Annotated in this window: 21 protein-coding genes; all 21 read right to left on the bottom strand. The window is 38.4% G+C overall.

Annotation, left to right across the window (positions count from 1 at the left end):
- Positions 1-24: 24 nt before the first annotated feature.
- The 21 genes from ACZ42W_RS04605 to ACZ42W_RS04505 all read right to left on the bottom strand — a co-directional run bounded on the left by ACZ42W_RS04605 (position 25) and on the right by ACZ42W_RS04505 (position 17,417).
- On the bottom strand, positions 25-1,083 hold the full coding sequence (locus ACZ42W_RS04605; RefSeq protein ID WP_144677821.1) for a hypothetical protein: 1,059 nt from the start codon (positions 1,081-1,083) through the stop codon (positions 25-27).
- Positions 1,084-1,225: 142 nt separating this feature from the next.
- Positions 1,226-2,059 (bottom strand): C39 family peptidase, encoded by an 834-nt coding sequence (locus ACZ42W_RS04600; RefSeq protein ID WP_243131343.1) that lies wholly within the window; start codon positions 2,057-2,059, stop codon positions 1,226-1,228.
- A gap of 59 nt (positions 2,060-2,118) precedes the next feature.
- Positions 2,119-3,885: a VirB4 family type IV secretion system protein gene (locus ACZ42W_RS04595; RefSeq protein WP_464170864.1), complete on the bottom strand. Its 1,767-nt coding sequence runs from the start codon at positions 3,883-3,885 to the stop codon at positions 2,119-2,121.
- Between the two features lie 68 nt (positions 3,886-3,953).
- Positions 3,954-4,640, bottom strand: a complete 687-nt coding sequence (locus ACZ42W_RS04590; RefSeq protein WP_144677819.1) for a hypothetical protein — start codon at positions 4,638-4,640, stop codon at positions 3,954-3,956.
- Positions 4,637-5,227: a hypothetical protein gene (locus ACZ42W_RS04585; protein ID WP_144677818.1), complete on the bottom strand. Its 591-nt coding sequence runs from the start codon at positions 5,225-5,227 to the stop codon at positions 4,637-4,639. The genes ACZ42W_RS04590 and ACZ42W_RS04585 overlap by 4 nt, the downstream gene beginning before the upstream one ends.
- Before the next feature lie 59 nt (positions 5,228-5,286).
- A complete protein-coding gene (locus ACZ42W_RS04580; RefSeq protein ID WP_144677817.1) occupies positions 5,287-5,748 on the bottom strand; it encodes a DUF3846 domain-containing protein in 462 nt (153 codons plus the stop codon).
- A 13-nt stretch (positions 5,749-5,761) separates the two neighbouring features.
- Positions 5,762-7,483, bottom strand: coding sequence for a hypothetical protein (locus ACZ42W_RS04575; protein ID WP_144677816.1), 1,722 nt, complete (start codon positions 7,481-7,483; stop codon positions 5,762-5,764).
- 67 nt (positions 7,484-7,550) lie between these two features.
- A complete protein-coding gene (locus ACZ42W_RS04570) occupies positions 7,551-8,153 on the bottom strand; it encodes a DUF6550 family protein (protein ID WP_144677815.1) in 603 nt (200 codons plus the stop codon).
- Between the two features lie 126 nt (positions 8,154-8,279).
- Entirely contained in the window at positions 8,280-8,825 is a 546-nt protein-coding gene (locus tag ACZ42W_RS04565; protein ID WP_144677813.1) for a hypothetical protein, read from the bottom strand.
- On the bottom strand, positions 8,822-9,214 hold the full coding sequence (locus tag ACZ42W_RS04560; RefSeq protein ID WP_144678683.1) for a DUF4320 family protein: 393 nt from the start codon (positions 9,212-9,214) through the stop codon (positions 8,822-8,824). Before ACZ42W_RS04560 ends, ACZ42W_RS04565 begins: the two co-directional genes overlap by 4 nt.
- A gap of 41 nt (positions 9,215-9,255) precedes the next feature.
- Positions 9,256-10,143: a secretion protein F gene (locus ACZ42W_RS04555; protein ID WP_243131342.1), complete on the bottom strand. Its 888-nt coding sequence runs from the start codon at positions 10,141-10,143 to the stop codon at positions 9,256-9,258.
- On the bottom strand, positions 10,131-10,916 hold the full coding sequence (locus ACZ42W_RS04550; RefSeq protein ID WP_144677812.1) for a JAB domain-containing protein: 786 nt from the start codon (positions 10,914-10,916) through the stop codon (positions 10,131-10,133). The genes ACZ42W_RS04555 and ACZ42W_RS04550 overlap by 13 nt, the downstream gene beginning before the upstream one ends.
- Positions 10,900-11,196, bottom strand: coding sequence for a hypothetical protein (locus ACZ42W_RS04545; RefSeq protein ID WP_144677811.1), 297 nt, complete (start codon positions 11,194-11,196; stop codon positions 10,900-10,902). Before ACZ42W_RS04545 ends, ACZ42W_RS04550 begins: the two co-directional genes overlap by 17 nt.
- Positions 11,197-11,228: 32 nt before the next feature.
- Positions 11,229-12,158 (bottom strand): hypothetical protein, encoded by a 930-nt coding sequence (locus ACZ42W_RS04540; RefSeq protein WP_144677810.1) that lies wholly within the window; start codon positions 12,156-12,158, stop codon positions 11,229-11,231.
- Positions 12,155-13,507, bottom strand: a complete 1,353-nt coding sequence (locus tag ACZ42W_RS04535) for a CpaF/VirB11 family protein (protein WP_144677809.1) — start codon at positions 13,505-13,507, stop codon at positions 12,155-12,157. The genes ACZ42W_RS04540 and ACZ42W_RS04535 overlap by 4 nt, the downstream gene beginning before the upstream one ends.
- Positions 13,500-14,252, bottom strand: a complete 753-nt coding sequence (locus tag ACZ42W_RS04530) for a ParA family protein (RefSeq protein WP_144677808.1) — start codon at positions 14,250-14,252, stop codon at positions 13,500-13,502. The genes ACZ42W_RS04535 and ACZ42W_RS04530 overlap by 8 nt, the downstream gene beginning before the upstream one ends.
- A complete protein-coding gene (gene cpaB, locus ACZ42W_RS04525) occupies positions 14,242-15,066 on the bottom strand; it encodes a Flp pilus assembly protein CpaB (RefSeq protein WP_243131341.1) in 825 nt (274 codons plus the stop codon). The genes ACZ42W_RS04530 and cpaB overlap by 11 nt, the downstream gene beginning before the upstream one ends.
- Positions 15,067-15,085: 19 nt before the next feature.
- Complete coding sequence (locus ACZ42W_RS04520) at positions 15,086-15,538, bottom strand: prepilin peptidase (protein ID WP_144677807.1); 453 nt, start codon at positions 15,536-15,538, stop codon at positions 15,086-15,088.
- Entirely contained in the window at positions 15,535-16,875 is a 1,341-nt protein-coding gene (locus tag ACZ42W_RS04515) for a DNA cytosine methyltransferase (protein WP_348981658.1), read from the bottom strand. The genes ACZ42W_RS04520 and ACZ42W_RS04515 overlap by 4 nt, the downstream gene beginning before the upstream one ends.
- On the bottom strand, positions 16,875-17,195 hold the full coding sequence (locus tag ACZ42W_RS04510; RefSeq protein WP_144677806.1) for a hypothetical protein: 321 nt from the start codon (positions 17,193-17,195) through the stop codon (positions 16,875-16,877). The genes ACZ42W_RS04515 and ACZ42W_RS04510 overlap by 1 nt, the downstream gene beginning before the upstream one ends.
- Before the next feature lie 12 nt (positions 17,196-17,207).
- Positions 17,208-17,417: a mercury transporter gene (locus ACZ42W_RS04505; protein ID WP_144677805.1), complete on the bottom strand. Its 210-nt coding sequence runs from the start codon at positions 17,415-17,417 to the stop codon at positions 17,208-17,210.
- Positions 17,418-17,429: the final 12 nt, after the last annotated feature.

The following is a 17,429-nucleotide window of genomic DNA, read 5'->3' as shown; positions in this document are numbered from 1 at the left end:
TTATGTTCGTTATGATTTGTATGCTTATAATTTCCGTTCAGGAACGATATGATTTTTCACCATAGGTAAATAGATATGTCCATTTATGTTGTCATTAAAAAGATCATGAGAAGCATCGGCAATAAGCAAATCTTCTCCGAATGTTGACTGGCAGTCTATCTGAAATTCCTCTGGAACCGCTAGAGCCATTTTGAAAGCTGACAAGCCCTCACATTGATGCAGTAATTTTGAATAGTCTAGTTCCTCATAAGGAAGCAAGCTCCCACAAATTAATCGTAATTCCGCATCTCTAAAGAGACTTGGCAGTTCATTCACCGTACCCAAATCATAAATAATGAAGTTATAGTTATTGTCTATCTCAGAGGTTAAAAAGCAGTCAACATCACCAACCGGATAATGCTCCCCTGACTTTTCGAGTGTGTATCTTTCAATGAGATAGTGAAGATGCCTATTCATGTTCATTTCCACATAACAGGCTGTAGCACCTCTGGCTATCAACCAATTGGCAAAATTGAAAGCTGTTACGGTAACACCACTTCTCTTGCTCGCACCTATAACAGCAATTCTCACATTTTTAGCATTCCATTTATATTTTGGTATTTGAATTTCATTTGTACTGATTTTGATTGGGTTTACAGGCTTAACTTCAAACTTTGGAAATTCTTTCTTAGGCTTGTATCTCTCCATACCGTCTTTGGACAAACATTCTAGAATCTCCTCCTCCAAAGTTTCTACGGCTATAGAAGTAACAATTTCAGTCACCCCAATTTCAATGAGCCTGTCAATATAATCAGATTCGTTCTTAGTACCAGAGAGCACTACTATGATTCTTGCATTAAACATCATCTGAAATGACTTCATTGCGATGATAAAGTCTTCAAGGAGATCATTAGCACAACACATGTCTATCACGAAAAACTTACAAGCAAGATAATTTCTCATATCTTTTACAACAAACTGTTTTAGGGTGAATCGCCCAACAAGCTTCTTGATAATGAGTTCTCGATTTGCTGATTCTGCCTTTTTTTCTTCAAGAAAATCAAGCAAGTCACTTTTTCCGTTACTGGAAAGATACAATAGCATTATGCTCACCCCCAATCTTTAAATCATGGTCAATTCTTTTATTATCAAGCGGCTTTGTTACCAACATAATAATGCCGATCACGACAATGACAATATAAATAAACAGCTCAATTATCAATTTTTTCCTCATTCTATACCTCCGCTATTTCTTACCGATTATCCAAAACGGACCTCCCGACCCTGCATTTCTACTAGCTTCATCTAGGATAATGGATAAATCCCATTCTTGGTCACTCCTCTTTCTGCTTGCAGGATCAGCTACCAAAATTTTGCCTTCCTTTGTCACACCCCTGAGTACTATAAAATGACCGCTTGCTGTGAAATGTCCTTTTGCCATAATTGCTACAACGAGTTTCCCTGCCGTTAGAGCATCTACAATACGATTTGTTTCTGTTGACTGGCAACCTTCTACATCTAATCCAAATGACTTAGCCGCGCCAGGAATTAACGAATGATAAGAACCACTTCCCTTACACCAATATCCCTTGTCATATGCCCACTTAGACATTTGAACAGGATCGATATCGGCTTTTGTAAGACTGGATATCACCATTGCCATTGAAGTTGGACCACAAGCATAGCTCCCAATATCGTCAGTTCCATATGGTTTGTCAGCCCATCTGCTGTCCAATTGGTTGTAGTAGACAACAGGTGTCTCACTCTCTTTATTAATAGTGATACCTTCATAACTGATGCCATAGCTATCCACATAATCGGGATCTGTCTGAAGAATACCTTGATACATCCCAAAATCACTTTGAAGCTGCTCAACCGAACTAAGCGTTTGACTGTCAAAAAACTGACCTAAAAAATCCAGAGGATGAGTTAGGATATAGAAGAACATTGACATAATCAGCAGTACCGACAGTACAGGTGTTAAAATAAGTAGTAGAATTTTCTTTCTTGATTCTTCATCTGTAGCCACTTTTACGGCTAAATGCATTAAAGCTTTTGCAATTAATGGATCTATCGCCAAGAATTACACCTCCTTAAAATCAGACAAGGTGCAAGCAAATGACTGCCTGCACCCTGTTTTTATCTTCCACCGGCTTTCCCCATATAATTGAACTTGTAATCCGGTATTTCGAAATTTACATGAAGCCGCTTAGATCCAATAACAAACAAGGCATGTCCTCTACGCTTGCTTTCAAGTAGTTCTTCCTCTGCTTCAGTTAAATTATAGAGTTCCTTCGTTTCCTTCAAATTCTGACCATCACATCCCATAATCAGTTTTATACAAGGTATATCAAGTAGAGCCTGCCCATACATTTTGATTTCAGGAGATAGAAAATCCACAACACTGTGAGAGATAATAATCAAACCAGCTTCATACTTTCTTGCCCTTTTCTCAACGTTACGAAGAAAAACAAGGCTTTGAGGCACTTGTGGATCGATCATGAGATATGCTTCATCACAAATGAGAAGCACACGCTCTGATCTGTCCTTGCTCATCTGTTCCCAACACCAGCCAAGAAGATTAAAATATTGAGTTCTTTTGATGTTATCACTTGTATTTTGCAAGCTGTGTGTATCTAGGCAAATACAACGTGTGTGCGTTTCAATCGTACTGTATCCATTCCATAAAAAGCTGTCACTGCCATTCGCTACGTCATATAAGAGTAATGCCAAATCTCGATAAGCACTATCGCCTGTATTGACTTTAGCCTTCTCTTCAATCAACTTATAAAGTTCACTAAACGTTGGAAATTCATTGTTCGTAAATCTTGAAATATCTGTATCCCAATCAATTCCGAAGCGTTGATACAATTCTATAATGCTTTGTTTAAGGACAGCTTTTTGCATATCGCTAAGGCTTGGTAAATATAATTGAAAGAAGATTTCAAGGTTTTTAACATGGAGTGCCATGTCACTCATGCCATCTACATCGGCATATAATTTACCACCCTTTTCATCCGGTTCTTCTTCACTGTCTCTTGGCGCAGGTCGAATTTGAAGCGGATTAATTTTGCCGTTCATGCCTCCACCCGCATTAATCCAGTCTCCATTAAGGTTAAAACACAAATCCTTATATTCTGATTCCGGATCGATGATGATAATCTTAGTACCCTTCATGTATTCTGAAAGGATGATGTGCTTTACTGCGGTAGACTTACCAACGCCTGCTACTCCCATGACTACCATGTTGGAATTGGTTCTATCATTACCCCTTTTCCATGAGTCCACAATAACAAGCCCTCCATTATTGTCTTTTGCAAAGTAATAGCCACTTCCATCATTGAATCCTGAGCTTGCAAATGGGAATCCACCAACAAAAGTGCTCATCGGGATGATTCTTTGTACGATATTTTCAATAACTGGGCTTGTTGGATACGTCGGTGATATGTTCTGTAGTCCATCCTTTTGAAGATTAGCAAGGGTTCTAACCTTGCCCTTCATAACATTAACCACGCTCTCCACTCTCCGGCTCACTTTTTCAAACTGCTTTTCATCATGAGCTAGTGGCATGATTGTTAGACTCATAAGTGCAACAGTTTCACCATTCTGATCAATCTGCAGCATGATACGTTCACCATCTTCGGCAGCTTTTTCAGCTCTTTGACGAGTCAACGGATCTTTGGCACTCTCAGCAGCTCCACGATTTTGAATGATGCTTTTACTAATGGCAGAAATTAAAGCACCATTGTCCACCGGCTTAATGCCAATTGATACAATGGTGCTCGGAATATTTGTTATTTTGGAAAGCCAACCAATGTCAACTTTTTGAGGATATCTAACTATCCCATATATCTTTCCCGTGTTTTCACCTACAACTAAACTATTTCTCTTCACTTCTAATCCCATTGGCGTAATAACATTAAGAAGTGCTTCATTGACAGGGACAAAATCTGATTTGCCTTTTTTCTCTCTTATCAATTCTTAAAACCACCTTTCAGTATTGGAATATTTGCTTCAAAGTCTGTATCCTCAAGATGAATATAGGCGGGATTATTAACCAGATTGCATAGTCTGACTATATCTTGCTGTTCAAGCAAATCACAGCACACTCCATTATCTGTGAAGTTACAGGAAAACTCTTTAGCTTTGATCAACAGCTCTTTCTCTGCCCCATCATATGCTTTGTCCCATATCACAACATAGAACTGGCGCTCAACTACCTCTCCCGATAATGCGAAAGTAGTCATTTCAACAATCTCTTGCTTTAACAACTCCTTTTGTTTAGGGTCACTGGTAATGAGCGTTTCCGACAATTCTGCTATTAATGGCGTTATATCTACTGGTCTGGATACTGCAATAAATTTGAATGGATATTGAATACTAGACATACTTGCTGTTAATTGTTTGATGATAATGCTTTTTTCTGTCTTACTGAAAAGATCAATACTGATTGGATTTATTCTTAAATAACATAAAACCAATGCATCTCTGGTATAAAGAAATTTCCCTTTTATATCCTTGACATTGACAAACTCGTTTGCTGTTTGACAAGCACCAGTAGCTTGAATAGCTCTACGCTTATTTTCTGATATCTTAATAAAAAGAAATGTGCCACCCCCAAGGGCAGCACATATCAAAATCATAACGATTGGACAAATCATTCAACTTCCACCTCCAATTCTTCATTTTCTTTACTTCGATAACTTTCAACATCTTCACGAGCAATTTCTTTTACCCTTGATGATTCCAACAAAAGCTCATATATACCCGAACCTTTTTCAAATATTTTTGATGCTTCAATGAAATCTTCAATTCCATGTTCCTTTGTAATCGCCAGTGTCAGATCAACATTATGAATCGCTTCATTGATGGGTATACCGAAGCTTCCCATTCTAGGATGATAAAAGTGATTGAACTCAATAGATGCATGATTACTGTCAAGGTCATAAATGACTCTCATCTCAAGCATGCTATGTGTCTCAAAATTTAGATCCTCATTCTTTGTTTCATCTTCTGAAAGTTGTTCAAAAATTAAATCTGTCACTTCTTCTGATTCTAAGTACTCACCTTCGTAGCTTAAATGCCCGAAGATTTCAGAGATACTTTTTTCAGGGAACTGATTGACTTGAATATCATAAGCATTTTTCAACCTGTAGAAACCACTAAAAACAGTTCCTGCTCCCCAATGTGTATAATAGCCAGTAGTGTAATTGTTCTCCATTATCTTAAAAATGCCTCGATGCCCCAATCTGCTCACCACCTCTCAAAAAAAATAGCGAGCACATCTTTTTAGATATACTCGCAACTTTACCTCTCCAAATCTTCTTCATCCTCATTAGCAATTCCCATTTTTTCTAAGAAATCCTCCATGCTATAAGCAGGCATTACCCTCGCAAAAATCTTGCTATCCATCTCTCTATAAGAGAAAGTTTCTGGTTCCTGAAATCTTGCCGTATACTCAGCAATCTGCTCTTCTGTCAAAGAAACGTCTCCGCCATAACCATCATCAGCACAAATAAAAAATGTTCCTGCGAGGACATCTCCATTCCCCATCTTGCGATTGCCTGTCAGTCCCAAAAGTTTGCCCTCTTCATTGCAATAAATATGAACCTCATCTGACAGATAAACATACTCTATCGGACCACCTACAATATCCTGCATGGCTCTAAAATCATTTCTTATTTCCTTCACATAAGGTCTCTTTTGTGGCTCCACTATGAGCACTTGAATCACATCACTTATATCATTTGTATCATTAATATTTTCCATAGGTTTTCCTCCCTTACTGTTTTGGCGCAATGTGCCAATCATCATACAGCGATCCCGAAATGGTAATCGCATCATTTAGGTTTGCTGATAACATTCCCGCAGGCGTCCATGCATCTTGAACATAAGTGTAAACACGGTATTGACCATCAGGATACCAGATTGGTGAAAAGTGGCTTTTTTGCTTATAGGTGCTATAAAGATTCGGCTTGAATTCAAATTGTGATGAGTAACCGTTACTGATTAAATCTAATAACCTCCAATAGGTGTTGTATTCAAATTCAGGAAAATAACTCACTGCTGTCTGTGCTGCCGTTACATGGCTACTTGGTGCAGATATATTTAACACAGTCTGTACTTTGTTATTGATTCCGTATCCACTTTTCATCGTTTTCCCAGAAGCGGTAGGCACTTTATTGTCTGGAATTACCGAACTTGAAGCACTCAAAGATGCACTGTAAACATTTGTGAAAAAGTCATACCATCCATGATCTTCCCACCAGCCATTATCTACCCAATGTCCCCATTCACCATGATCGCACCAATCCCAATCTGATATCCAAACCCAATAGGGATGCCACTGTGCCCACCATACACTCCAAGTAGAATAGGTTGTTTGAGTTTTATTAGGTAAGTTAGGCACTTTAAAGGCATCATTTCGATCATTTGCAGTAGGATTAGGTGGTGGATTTTTACCAAGATCGACAATCTTTGCTTTTATAACATTCTCGCTTAGGCTGCCTTTATTTGTACTTACAGTAATAGTTACATACTGTTCAGAAGTAGGGGTTGTCCATTTGCACCAGACAAGCTGACTGTTACCTTGTGGTACAACGATGTTGCTCATGGAGTATATACTTCCCCCAACATTGAAGGTAACTGTTGCAGGACTATCTGGATTTATCTCGTTGGAGGCATTGAGCGTAACCGCTGTAATGACTTGTGTATTGATTCTGTATACTACTGAGGTATCAACCGGATCAACTGGAGGCGCTTCCTTGTAGCTCACAATACCTAAGCCAAGGTATTTCATAATTGTCGAATTTGTTTGCTTGCTTGTACTTGAACCATTCCATGCAGGAAAGCCTAAGTCAGATCTTTCTAAGAACATAGCAAGTGGCAAATTCTTATGAGTTAAACTGACCATTTTACTTCTCAAATCACCGTTTTGGATTTGGTCATACATGGCTGCTTCATGAGCGGTCATGCCCATTTGAATTCCTTGATATTTAAAATACGCTATCGGTTCAAGAAGCAATTTGTAACTTCCATTAGTCAGTTTTTCAAACGATATACTAGCATCATCGGCTATCATTTGAGCTGCACCTTCTGAACAAAAATATTTTTTAATTGCTTCAATACTTGCAGAGGTGCTCCCACTACTAATTATTAAGGGCAAAGGGTTCATTGGTTTCTTAAAATAGTAGCCACCCATAACCGGAACTAATGAAGTCCCATTCCTATATTGGATTTTTGAAACCTTCCCAAAATGTATGATACTCGAAGCAGGATTCTGGTTTGTATAGTCAACAATTCTTCCAACTGGTTTTTGTGTTTCCGAATCGATAACAGTAACCCTTACACCATCATTACCGGGAGTCCATGAATTCTGACTTGTACCATTACCCATACTCCCACCGCCGTTATCGATATTCCCATCACCATCAGCAAATACTGATATCGATGTTGAAAGTAACAGCACCACTATAAGTATCAAAGAATAAACTCTTCTTTTCATTTTGTCTCCTTTCAAATAAAAAAAAGGCAAATCATAAAGACTCGCCTTAGTATCATCAAAATTTTATTTAATTCATATCTCCAATTTGCTTGTTCCAATCGCCGTCAGAATCACTTGTTCCACCTACGTTAGGGCCACTATCTTTAACCCATCCAAAACCAGGTACATAAGTTTCACCTTTGCTGTTTGTTTCTCCGCCAGAAGGTTTTTCTTCGGTTGGTTTAGTAGGTTCGACAGGCTCAACGGTTTCAGAAGGCTTTTTCGTAGGATCGGTCAATGTAGGGTCAGTGGGTTTATCATGTGGCTCATCAGTATCAACCGCAGTAGCTGGTTTCTCAGGTGGCTGTGGTTTTTCAGGGATCTTTGTTAGCTGAATGTCATTTGTATCAATTTTCTCATTTTCATCATTTTTGTTATCATCGATACTTTGCACAACTATGCTTGATTCAACTTCTGATTCACTTGATTCAGTAATAGTCGGTTCAACTTTTACTTCTTTCTGAACCTCACTTACTGTAACATCTGTACCATTACTTTGAGCTTTATTAATTTCATTGTTATTTCCATTGCCCCCGAATACCAAAATCATAATGACAATAGCAGCTATGAAAATAAATGAAGTCGTTGCAATTACAAGTTTCTTTTTGCTTTGTTGCATATTAATACTCATATATAAAATCCTCCTTTAAGGTTAAAAACATTTATGCACTTTGTTGTTTCTTCTTGACTAGATTATATCACCGTTGTTGCGTATAGTCCAGTCATTTTTACGCACTTTGTTGCATGTATTGTAATATTAAAATTTTGGTATATATACCGCTTTGAGTCCCATCCTAATTTTCATCGAGGGTAAGTGCTCCCACCCAAATGAAAGTGGAACCGCTACATCAACCGCTCCTTCTACCGTGAACTGATTGATACTCCTTGGATTTGATGGTGCAAGTGGCGCATTGATTACATTAATTGATAAACCTGACACCTCATACTCCAACACATCACCAGCATATTTAGCATAGCTTCCACCCTTTTGTTCTAATCCAAGATTATCCTCAAGCCTGTCATATACATCCCCTGAGGTTAAGTCTTGTTCCCATGTTGTACCCGTGAGTGAATAGCCACCAGAATAACCTTCACGAAGTCCATTATAGACTTCATCCCAGTTTTCCGTTGCTACATCAATGATTGCTGATTGAACAGAATCTCTAACTCCAATAGCGACAACCATCAATCTCATATATTCAAAAGTAGCACACGAGAGAATTATAATGGTCAAAACCAGTGCAATGATAAGTAGGGTTGAATTTCCTTGTTTGTTGGAGAATACTTTTCTCAAATTTGTCATTTATGATACACCTCCGATGCTCCAGTGGCTTTTGAAGTCAACGTGATTGGAAATGACCCAAACTCTCCGAACAAACCTATGTTGACGTTTGTGGTTATAATTACAGTAAATTCTTCATTGAGTTGTATATTACCCGTTTTAGACCATTGAATTGTGGGATTAAGCCCTGTCTGAGTACGAAGCTTATCAGCTTTAATTGAGGTTGCACTCCCAACTTCACCAGCTATTTCAGCCGTTCTACAGATTTCAGTTGCAAATGTATCTAATTGTTGTTTTGCAATGAATACAGGCATGATCTTTAAGACAAGAGCCAAAACCATTGCAATAGCAAGGACCATTACACAAGCATCTACAAAGCTTGCACCTTTTTTATCTTTCAATAATGCCATTAACACTCATTATTCCTCCCTTCATTTTAAAATAGGTTTCACTAAAACATCTTTCCAAGGGCATTGATAATTGCATAGCCGAGAATGCCAAGGTACATGAGTAAAAAACATCCTAGCATTAAAAACGAGTATTTCTTAACTTTGCCTGGCTGTTTCATTGCTATGAGTTTTAACTTTTGCAGTTCCAATTGTTTGAAATCGTGATTCAACATTTCAAAATACATCGCACCGTTGTCCCCTCGTTTCACAGAGATTAGCCCTCTAACCACATCAGAAAGCATTGAACTGCCAATACGTGCTTCCAACCTTGTCAGTGCCGTTTCTTCATTACCTGACTTCATATCAGCAATTGTTATCTCAAGTTCTTGTTTAAAACTATCTCCTGCACTTTTTTGATATGATTTAAGCATTGCTGTCACATCACGAGAAGCCTTAAGTGCTTGAGAAATCGTTGATACAAATCTAGGTAGCTCATATTCAATCTCTTCTCTCTTTTGTCTTAGAATTTCATCTGCCAATCTCAATTCCCTAAAAAATACTGCTATGGCGAGAAGAATTATAACCGGAGCCAATATCGGGATAATAGGCATAATAGGAATCAACAATGCTGCAATCAGACCTGTTTTAACCCACGCCTTTGCAATGTACGTTTCTGGAGTCAGCTTAATGCCTGCCGATTTAAGGGTTGATGTGAGTTTTCTTTTTTTGTAACCATCCAGTCGTATATAATTTGCTAGTTTTGAAGATAAGTCAAATATTATGACTTCTATGATTTTGATTTGTTTTTTATCCTGCCTCGATACATTGAGAACCGCTTTTGTGACCGCCATTCTTGGTAGCTTTAGTGTATCAGCAAAAAAGATATAAAGCCCTGAAACCAAAATAATGCCTGCAACTAGCAAAATCATGTAGTATGTTATCTCTCCCATTCATCTTCCTCCTCATTTGCCTGCCCAAACAGCTCAATATCATCCAAATCAATAGAATCCTCTTTGTCAGATAGATGTTGAAATCCTCCCCCATTCTCTTTAACCCGATTGTTTTCATTTAAAGGAACTGCATCGTAGCTGACATTCTTCGCACAAGGACTTGGCAGATTTCCCCGCTCAGCCATTGAATGAAACTGGATATTTGCAACAATAATATGATCGATTACGCTTATTTGAAGTGGTGCAAAGATAGAAACCAGTCGCTCTGTAATCTCACGGTCTTGAATTGATGGACTCAAGCTGCCTCCAGGATGATTGTGAGCAAGGATAATCGACTTGCAATCACAGTCAAGGGCTGCTTTCAAAATCATTCTAGGATAAACAACCGCCTCACCAATGCTTCCCTCGGAAAAGATTCTCGTTTCGATGATGTTATTACCGCTGTCAAGAAATGCTGCCATGAATTTCTCTCTGTCCTTTATCCCACATAGCATTGAAACAAAATATTCACCTGCTACCGATGAAGAATTGAGGACAATTTTATTCTCTTTTTCCTGCATTTTTAGTAGCTTGTAGGTAGAAATGAATTCATTGAGCATATTGATTTTTTCAAGTTGAGGCTTACTCGGTTCAATGATATTGGGATGCTCAAGGACATTGAACAGATTATTGTCGGATGCATATTTTTTCAATTTGGTCTCAGAAATTCCTGTTAACTTGTTAATACCTTTTATGAAACTAGATGCATAAGCTTCATCATAGTTTTTCTTCATGCCCCTGTCCTCCTTTCGCACCAGTCATCTTCTCTATAAATCCTTTTGGAACAACCTCTTCTCCTAGTCCGAAAAGCACCATTCTGACTGCATCCAGTTTTTCAAATACCTCCGCTGAAAAATCAAAGGATTCGAGATTTTGGAAGAATCCTTCAACCCCATAATGTCCCATGCAAGTATTGATTTGATCAGTAATATCGGTTTCTACTTCAAAGAGCTTCCCTAACAATAGAGAAGCTCTTTGATAATCCTCTTGTTTAATTGTCTTATTCTGATTCATAGTCATTCTCCTCTCTTAAATTGTTTATTGGTCTATCGTTTATAATCTATTGGTTTTGTGAGCCTAATCACCGCAGCAAACGAAATTAGAATTGAAGCTGCACAGATTGCCAATATTCCTTTTCCAAAGACTGTATCAGTCAAAACCTTGTACCATTCTTTGTTTAGAAAATAAATCAGTGGAATGTTGGCTACCAGTAAAAGAGCCATTGTAATGAATTCCTTTAACGGCTCATACATCAAATAGTCCAGTTCTGCCGTAACAATCCTCATATCAGATAGCTTTGAGATAATTGGTGCCATGGTTGTTTTTAAAGTCTTATCTTCCTGACAAGCAATCATTGCATCCACCCATTCATGAAAAACATAATGATTCAGCTTAAGTTTCATGTCAGCAAGCGCTTGTTTAACATTTACATTAATCATTTTTGATTGAGTCAGAAAACCCAGAAATACATTTGAAATTGGTGGATTGAGATAACTGATATTCTCTTGAACAGCTGTAATGATACTCTCATTTCTCAAATAGCTTGTTGTAATAATAGATAGAGCAGTTTCAATTTCAGCATCCATCTGCTTTTTGTATGAATGTGACGTAAAAATGAGATACCAAAATGGAACCAATGCCATTCCAAGTGTTGCTACCGGAATCATCAATATATTCTCCATGATGACCGAGGCAAATAGTCCAATCACCATAAGAAAGAACGAAAACACGCAAATCGCTCCGAACTTCTCTTCCTTTCCCATGAGCCTTAATACTTCCTTCGCTTCATTTACCGTTCTTCTTACTCCTTTTGCAGACTTTGGGTTTTTAACAGCTTCGATTTGCTTGGCAATTGGTATTTTTCTTTTCAGAAAAGGCTTCATGATATCCTCAATAAGTTCGAAGGGTGTAAGCTTTAGAATAACAAAACTCCCAGTAATCAAACCTAAAAAGGCAATGACAATCAACAAAGTCATAGCACATCAACTCCTTCCAAGAATTTCTCAAGTAGCCTTACTGGCATACCATTTTCAAGAAGTCTCTTTTGAAGACTTTGAGAAATATTTTCTACCTTTTGATACTCACCTTTGATCTGCATTTTGCCATTAACAACTGCATTTTCAGTGATGTGATAACGAAAAAGAGTGTGAATTTTGCGAGTTCCATCCTCACAAATTTCACACTCCGTGATTTCCATTACCTTTCTGGTGTTGTCCTCAAGCTTTTTTACAAATAGCACAATCGGAAAGGCTTCTGTCACCAAATTGTATAGTGTTTTATCGTTTATATCATACTTCTGGGTACATAACGTCACCATACGATGATAAGTTGCTGTACAGCTATTCGCATGTGTCGTGGTAATTACTGCGTGCCCTGTTCTAGCAGCTTCCTGAGCTGCAAATGCTTCTGCTGATTTCATTTCACCCACACAAATTACATCAGGATTGCAAGTCAATGCGTATTCCAACAACTTTTCTTGATCCATGTTTTGCTTTGGGTCATCCGAATACCTTGTAACAGTGTGAACAACATTATTGATGATATTCCCATGTTCGTCCTCTTTGACCAAATCAAATTCACGACAACCATTTTCGATAGTAAAAACACGCTTATCTTCAGGAATAGTAGACAAAAGCCAGCTCATCAAGGTGGTCTTTCCTGAGCCTGTACTTCCAGTCACGCACATGGATAATCCATATCTTAGGCAATCGCTTAGAAACTCTAACATTTGTTCTGTTGCTGTATTGTTTCTGATGAAATCTTCTCTTGCCAACTTTTGAGGATTGATGATACGAATGGATGCAGCAACTCCTTTGTCATGATCTGTGATCGGATTCCCTAAAACAGTAATCCTAATTTTATTTGAAAGATGCCCGACCACCCCAGGCTGAGAGTGGTCAAGAATCATTCCAGACTTATGAAGAAGTCGTCTTACAACATCAACTGCATGTTCAGGACTATTGAACTTTTCTGAGGAAGGAATAACCCTTCCGTCAGAATAGGTTATTTTTACATCCCTCCAGCTATTGATGTTTATTTCCTCAATATTTGTAGCAAATAAATAGCTTGTAAGGAATGAGAATTCGGCCATCTCAGAATATAACCTTTCGATTAATTCCTCTGAGTTCATACCCTCAACGCCCAAACTGTAATCGGTCAGATATTTTGCAATATAAGCCGTTATCTGCTGCTTCTGCTCAACCTCATTATTGACAATCATGGTTGCATATTTGCTCGTAAGATACTCCTGTACTTCTTTTAGGACTTCGGAGAATTCTTTTTTATGCTTTGCAATGTTGTAAAACAAACCTATATTTTTACTCATCCCCGAACGCCTCCTTAATAATTTCTTTTATAATGGCTTCATAACCTTTTGCACCTTTGTCTGTTAGCTCCTCAAATAGAGTTAGTGTCTCGCTTTGTTCCTCCAAGGACCGAACATATGGCATTGAATAAGAAACGCCACTGAATGCATTCCTATATTCATCACTGCTCTGAAATTGTCTGACATTCGACAGTACTTTGATATGCTTATCTGCACCAAATTTTGAATCACTGATTAGTGGTAGAATAGACATGAAATAAGAAATACTCTTCAAATCACAGCTTCCCATACGAATCACTTCATCAGCTACTTCAAGAGCTGCTGTAGAGATGATGTTTTCGGTTAAAATACTTGAACAATCAATGACCACATAATCTACGATGTGACGTAGCAAGACCAGAAGATCAATTGCCCGCTCTTTATTATATTCAGCATAAGAGAAGGGATTTTCACCGGCTTTATATCCAAGCACACTCAGGTAAGGATTTTTCTCAAGTGTTAAACAGTTTCTTAAAATTACTTCCTGTGTGATATTGGGTGCAGATAGGACTTCACCCAATGAAACTTCAATTGGATCTTTTGATTTATAAACAGTTGGAAGCACAGGGCAAATATCATCACAAAGAATAAGCATGACATTCTTCTTTCTATCGGAAAGCATTTTTGCTAGCTTAATGGCTGTAACCGTTTTGCAACTGTTTGGACTTCCCCATACAGCCAATATTTGCTTACCATTATTCTGCATTAGCCTTCACCCCCTCTTTCACAGGATTTTGGATAACCTGCTCTGAATTTGTTTGGGGCATCACTTTCTTAACAAAAAATTTATCTTGTTCATTCAGAAATTTATCTGCATTCTCTTTAGTTCCTCTATAAACCAAAGTAGCATGAATATTACCCTTCTGCTCAAGATCTGCAAGTACTTTTGCCTGTTCGGTATTCACGAGCAGAGTCAAAGTTGCCGGCAGTTTTTTTTCAGGGTTATCCGTATCTGTTTCCTTTTGTGAAGTGTATTCTTTATCTGTTCCAGTTTCTGCTGTGGCAGCAAGCACTTTGACATATTGAAGTTCTGACGGAATATTGGTTGTGCCCATATTATCGTAATTAGATGAAATCAGTGTTACGATATCCCCTGCCTCTAATTTCCCTGAAAGTCCTGCTGCAAAACTTTTGATGGTGATGGACATAGCAACCTTAGTGCCATCAAGATCATTAAGGTATTCGAATTCAGTAAGTGGTTTATCCGAGAGTTTTGTCGAGAGAATCATGTCTCCTTTCTGCATATCAGCATTCACATATTTTCCTACAGCAGTATCTTTGCTTTTCATCACATTGTCTGGTAGGTTATAAGCTCCTACCTTAACCACTTCAACCTTATCCGCCCCTATAGCATCACCTTTTTTTATATCTGATGTAACTCTGACAATTTCTGTTTGAGAACGAAGACTACTGTTAAATAGCGGTGTGATACCAAAACAAATAACTAAAGACAGAACAATGCAGATCAACCCTACAGTTGTTCGATTCTTAAAAATACCCATATTCAAATTCATTTTCATTTACAAAATCCTCCTATTTTTAATTGATTAAACTCAGAACAAGTGCTGAGTATGATAAAATCCCTCCCACACAGAAAAACGGTGCTAGTGGGAGGGTTATGGAATTCCATTTTCTATTTGAGCTAAAAGCCTTGATACACATGCCTGTAGCAAGTGCAAGCAGGAGCGAAAAGATGCTTTGTAAAGCACCAAAGGGAGCACCAAGTACAAAGCCACAAGCCCCCATCAATTTAATATCGCCTCCCCCTATTGAAAACCCAGTGTCTTTCTTAATCAATACCGCAGCAAGTAAATAAGGAATACCTGTAAGGAACATACCTATCAAAGCTTCCACCATATTTACTGATAAAAAGCCTGCCACAAGAATGAAAAAAGGAATTGCATCGGGGATTTCTCGTTTTCTCATGTCACAGATTGCCGCAATAATTAAGAACACAGAAAACAATAACCCTTTGATAATCCATAGTATCACTGCTCCAATTCCTCCTCATTTTCTTCTATGACTTTTAGAATCTTAATTCCAAGTGCAAGTACCACTGAAACCGTGACCGAATTACCGGCTTGTTTGTAGAGTTGGTTATCCGAATTGATTAACCTTACCTTATCAAACATCACATCTGAAAAACCTTGCAAACGCCAGCATTCTCTCGGCGTCAATCTTCTAATACGACCACAACCGATTAATGGTGTTCCCTGATTACATCCTGTTTCTAATGTCTGAGCAATGCTTTTGCCAACTCTTCCTCGTCTAGTCTTGCTATTTGGAAAAGCTAAATTGATGCTATCTCCACATGTAGCCTCTGCAAAGCCCTGTTTTGTCGCTTCATTCACACGAATGCTTTTACTGCAATTTTCACAGCTACAAATAAGAACGCCATGCCTATCTTGGGCTGTTAGCGTAAAACTTGGCTCCCCACACGGCTTTAGTCTTGGACCATTTTGCCTTTTTTCCAGTCTGTTTGGAGTCAAAACCGCCCTTGCACAAGCATAAAAAATACCGGAATTATCCGCTCCACGATTGGTAATTCCGGCATTATATCTTGCTTTAATACACCGAGCTGTATCTGTGATTCTGCTATTTTTGTTAAGGTCAATAAAATAAAGACCTGTCTTTCCACCCCAGCCTCCGCTTTGTGCAGAGAGTGTAACACTTGTTCCATCTAGACTATAGACTCTTTGACCTTGCATCCCGCCTATAAGTTGGATAAGAGTTTTTCCGTCGCTTCCTGTGAGAGGAAATATTTTTCCAGAACCTCTTCCTCCAGAATGTCGATAAGCGACAATGTAGACTCGTTCTCTGTTTTGTGGCACTCCATAATTTCGTGAATTAAGAAGTCCGTACTGGCAATCGTAGCCGAGTGAGGCCAGCGTATCGAGAATTGTCGTAAAGTCCCATCCTCGATTAACGGAAAGCAGATTTTTAACATTTTCAAGGATAATCCATTCGGGTTGATCTTCGGCATCTTTGCCCTCGATGAGCCTAGCAATTTCAAAAAAGAGTCCACTTCTTTTTCCGTTAAGTCCTCTTTGACTGCCTGCAACTGAAATATCCTGACAAGGGAATCCGGCAGTCCAAATGTTTGCTCTTGGGATTTCCTCTGGTCTAACTTTTGTGATATCATTGGCAAACCACTCATCCTCCTTTACATCAAAAATAGCTCGATAGCTTAAATCTGCGTATTTATCAATTTCACAATGACCAATGCATTGCATTCCACTGGCTTCAAGCCCTGCACGAAAGCCTCCAATGCCACTAAAAAAATCTATGAAGGTCATCTTTTTCTTTTTATCAGTTTGTTCATCACACACTATTTTCCCAACCTCCATTCATCCCCATAAGCATAGGGATAATACTTTTGGCTTCTCATGAAGCCAACCATATTCCTAACCTGATCCACTACCGATAGATTGCTTTGATCTTTTGTTGTCATCATGACAGACCCTACAATTCCGGTAAGAATACAGATTACAGAAGGTGTTACATTACGTGAAAATGCCCAAATAAGAAAGGCTAAAACTCCTGTGCCTACTGACCCAACAATAGACTGTAGAAATTCTCGCCTTCCGAAACCAGGAAATATTTCTGTTTCTGTTTTTACACCCATTGGGATATATAATTTTTCATCCATTGAAATCCTCCCTCAAGAATAGTAGTACAGCACCAAATCCTTTATCTGCCAAATACTCTCGGCAATAATATAGAAAATCACCGTATTCTTGGCTCTTTTCTTATATTGGGTAGCCTCTTCTTCAGCAGCTGATAATCGCACCATACAATAAATAAATCTTGCCACTGCACCAATTCTAATCAAACTGATGATAGCAACTGAAATGTCATCCATTGTGACCAAATCAAAACCACC

Source organism: Desulfitobacterium elongatum (assembly GCF_055378975.1).
This window is presented reverse-complemented; position numbering and strand designations above follow the sequence as displayed.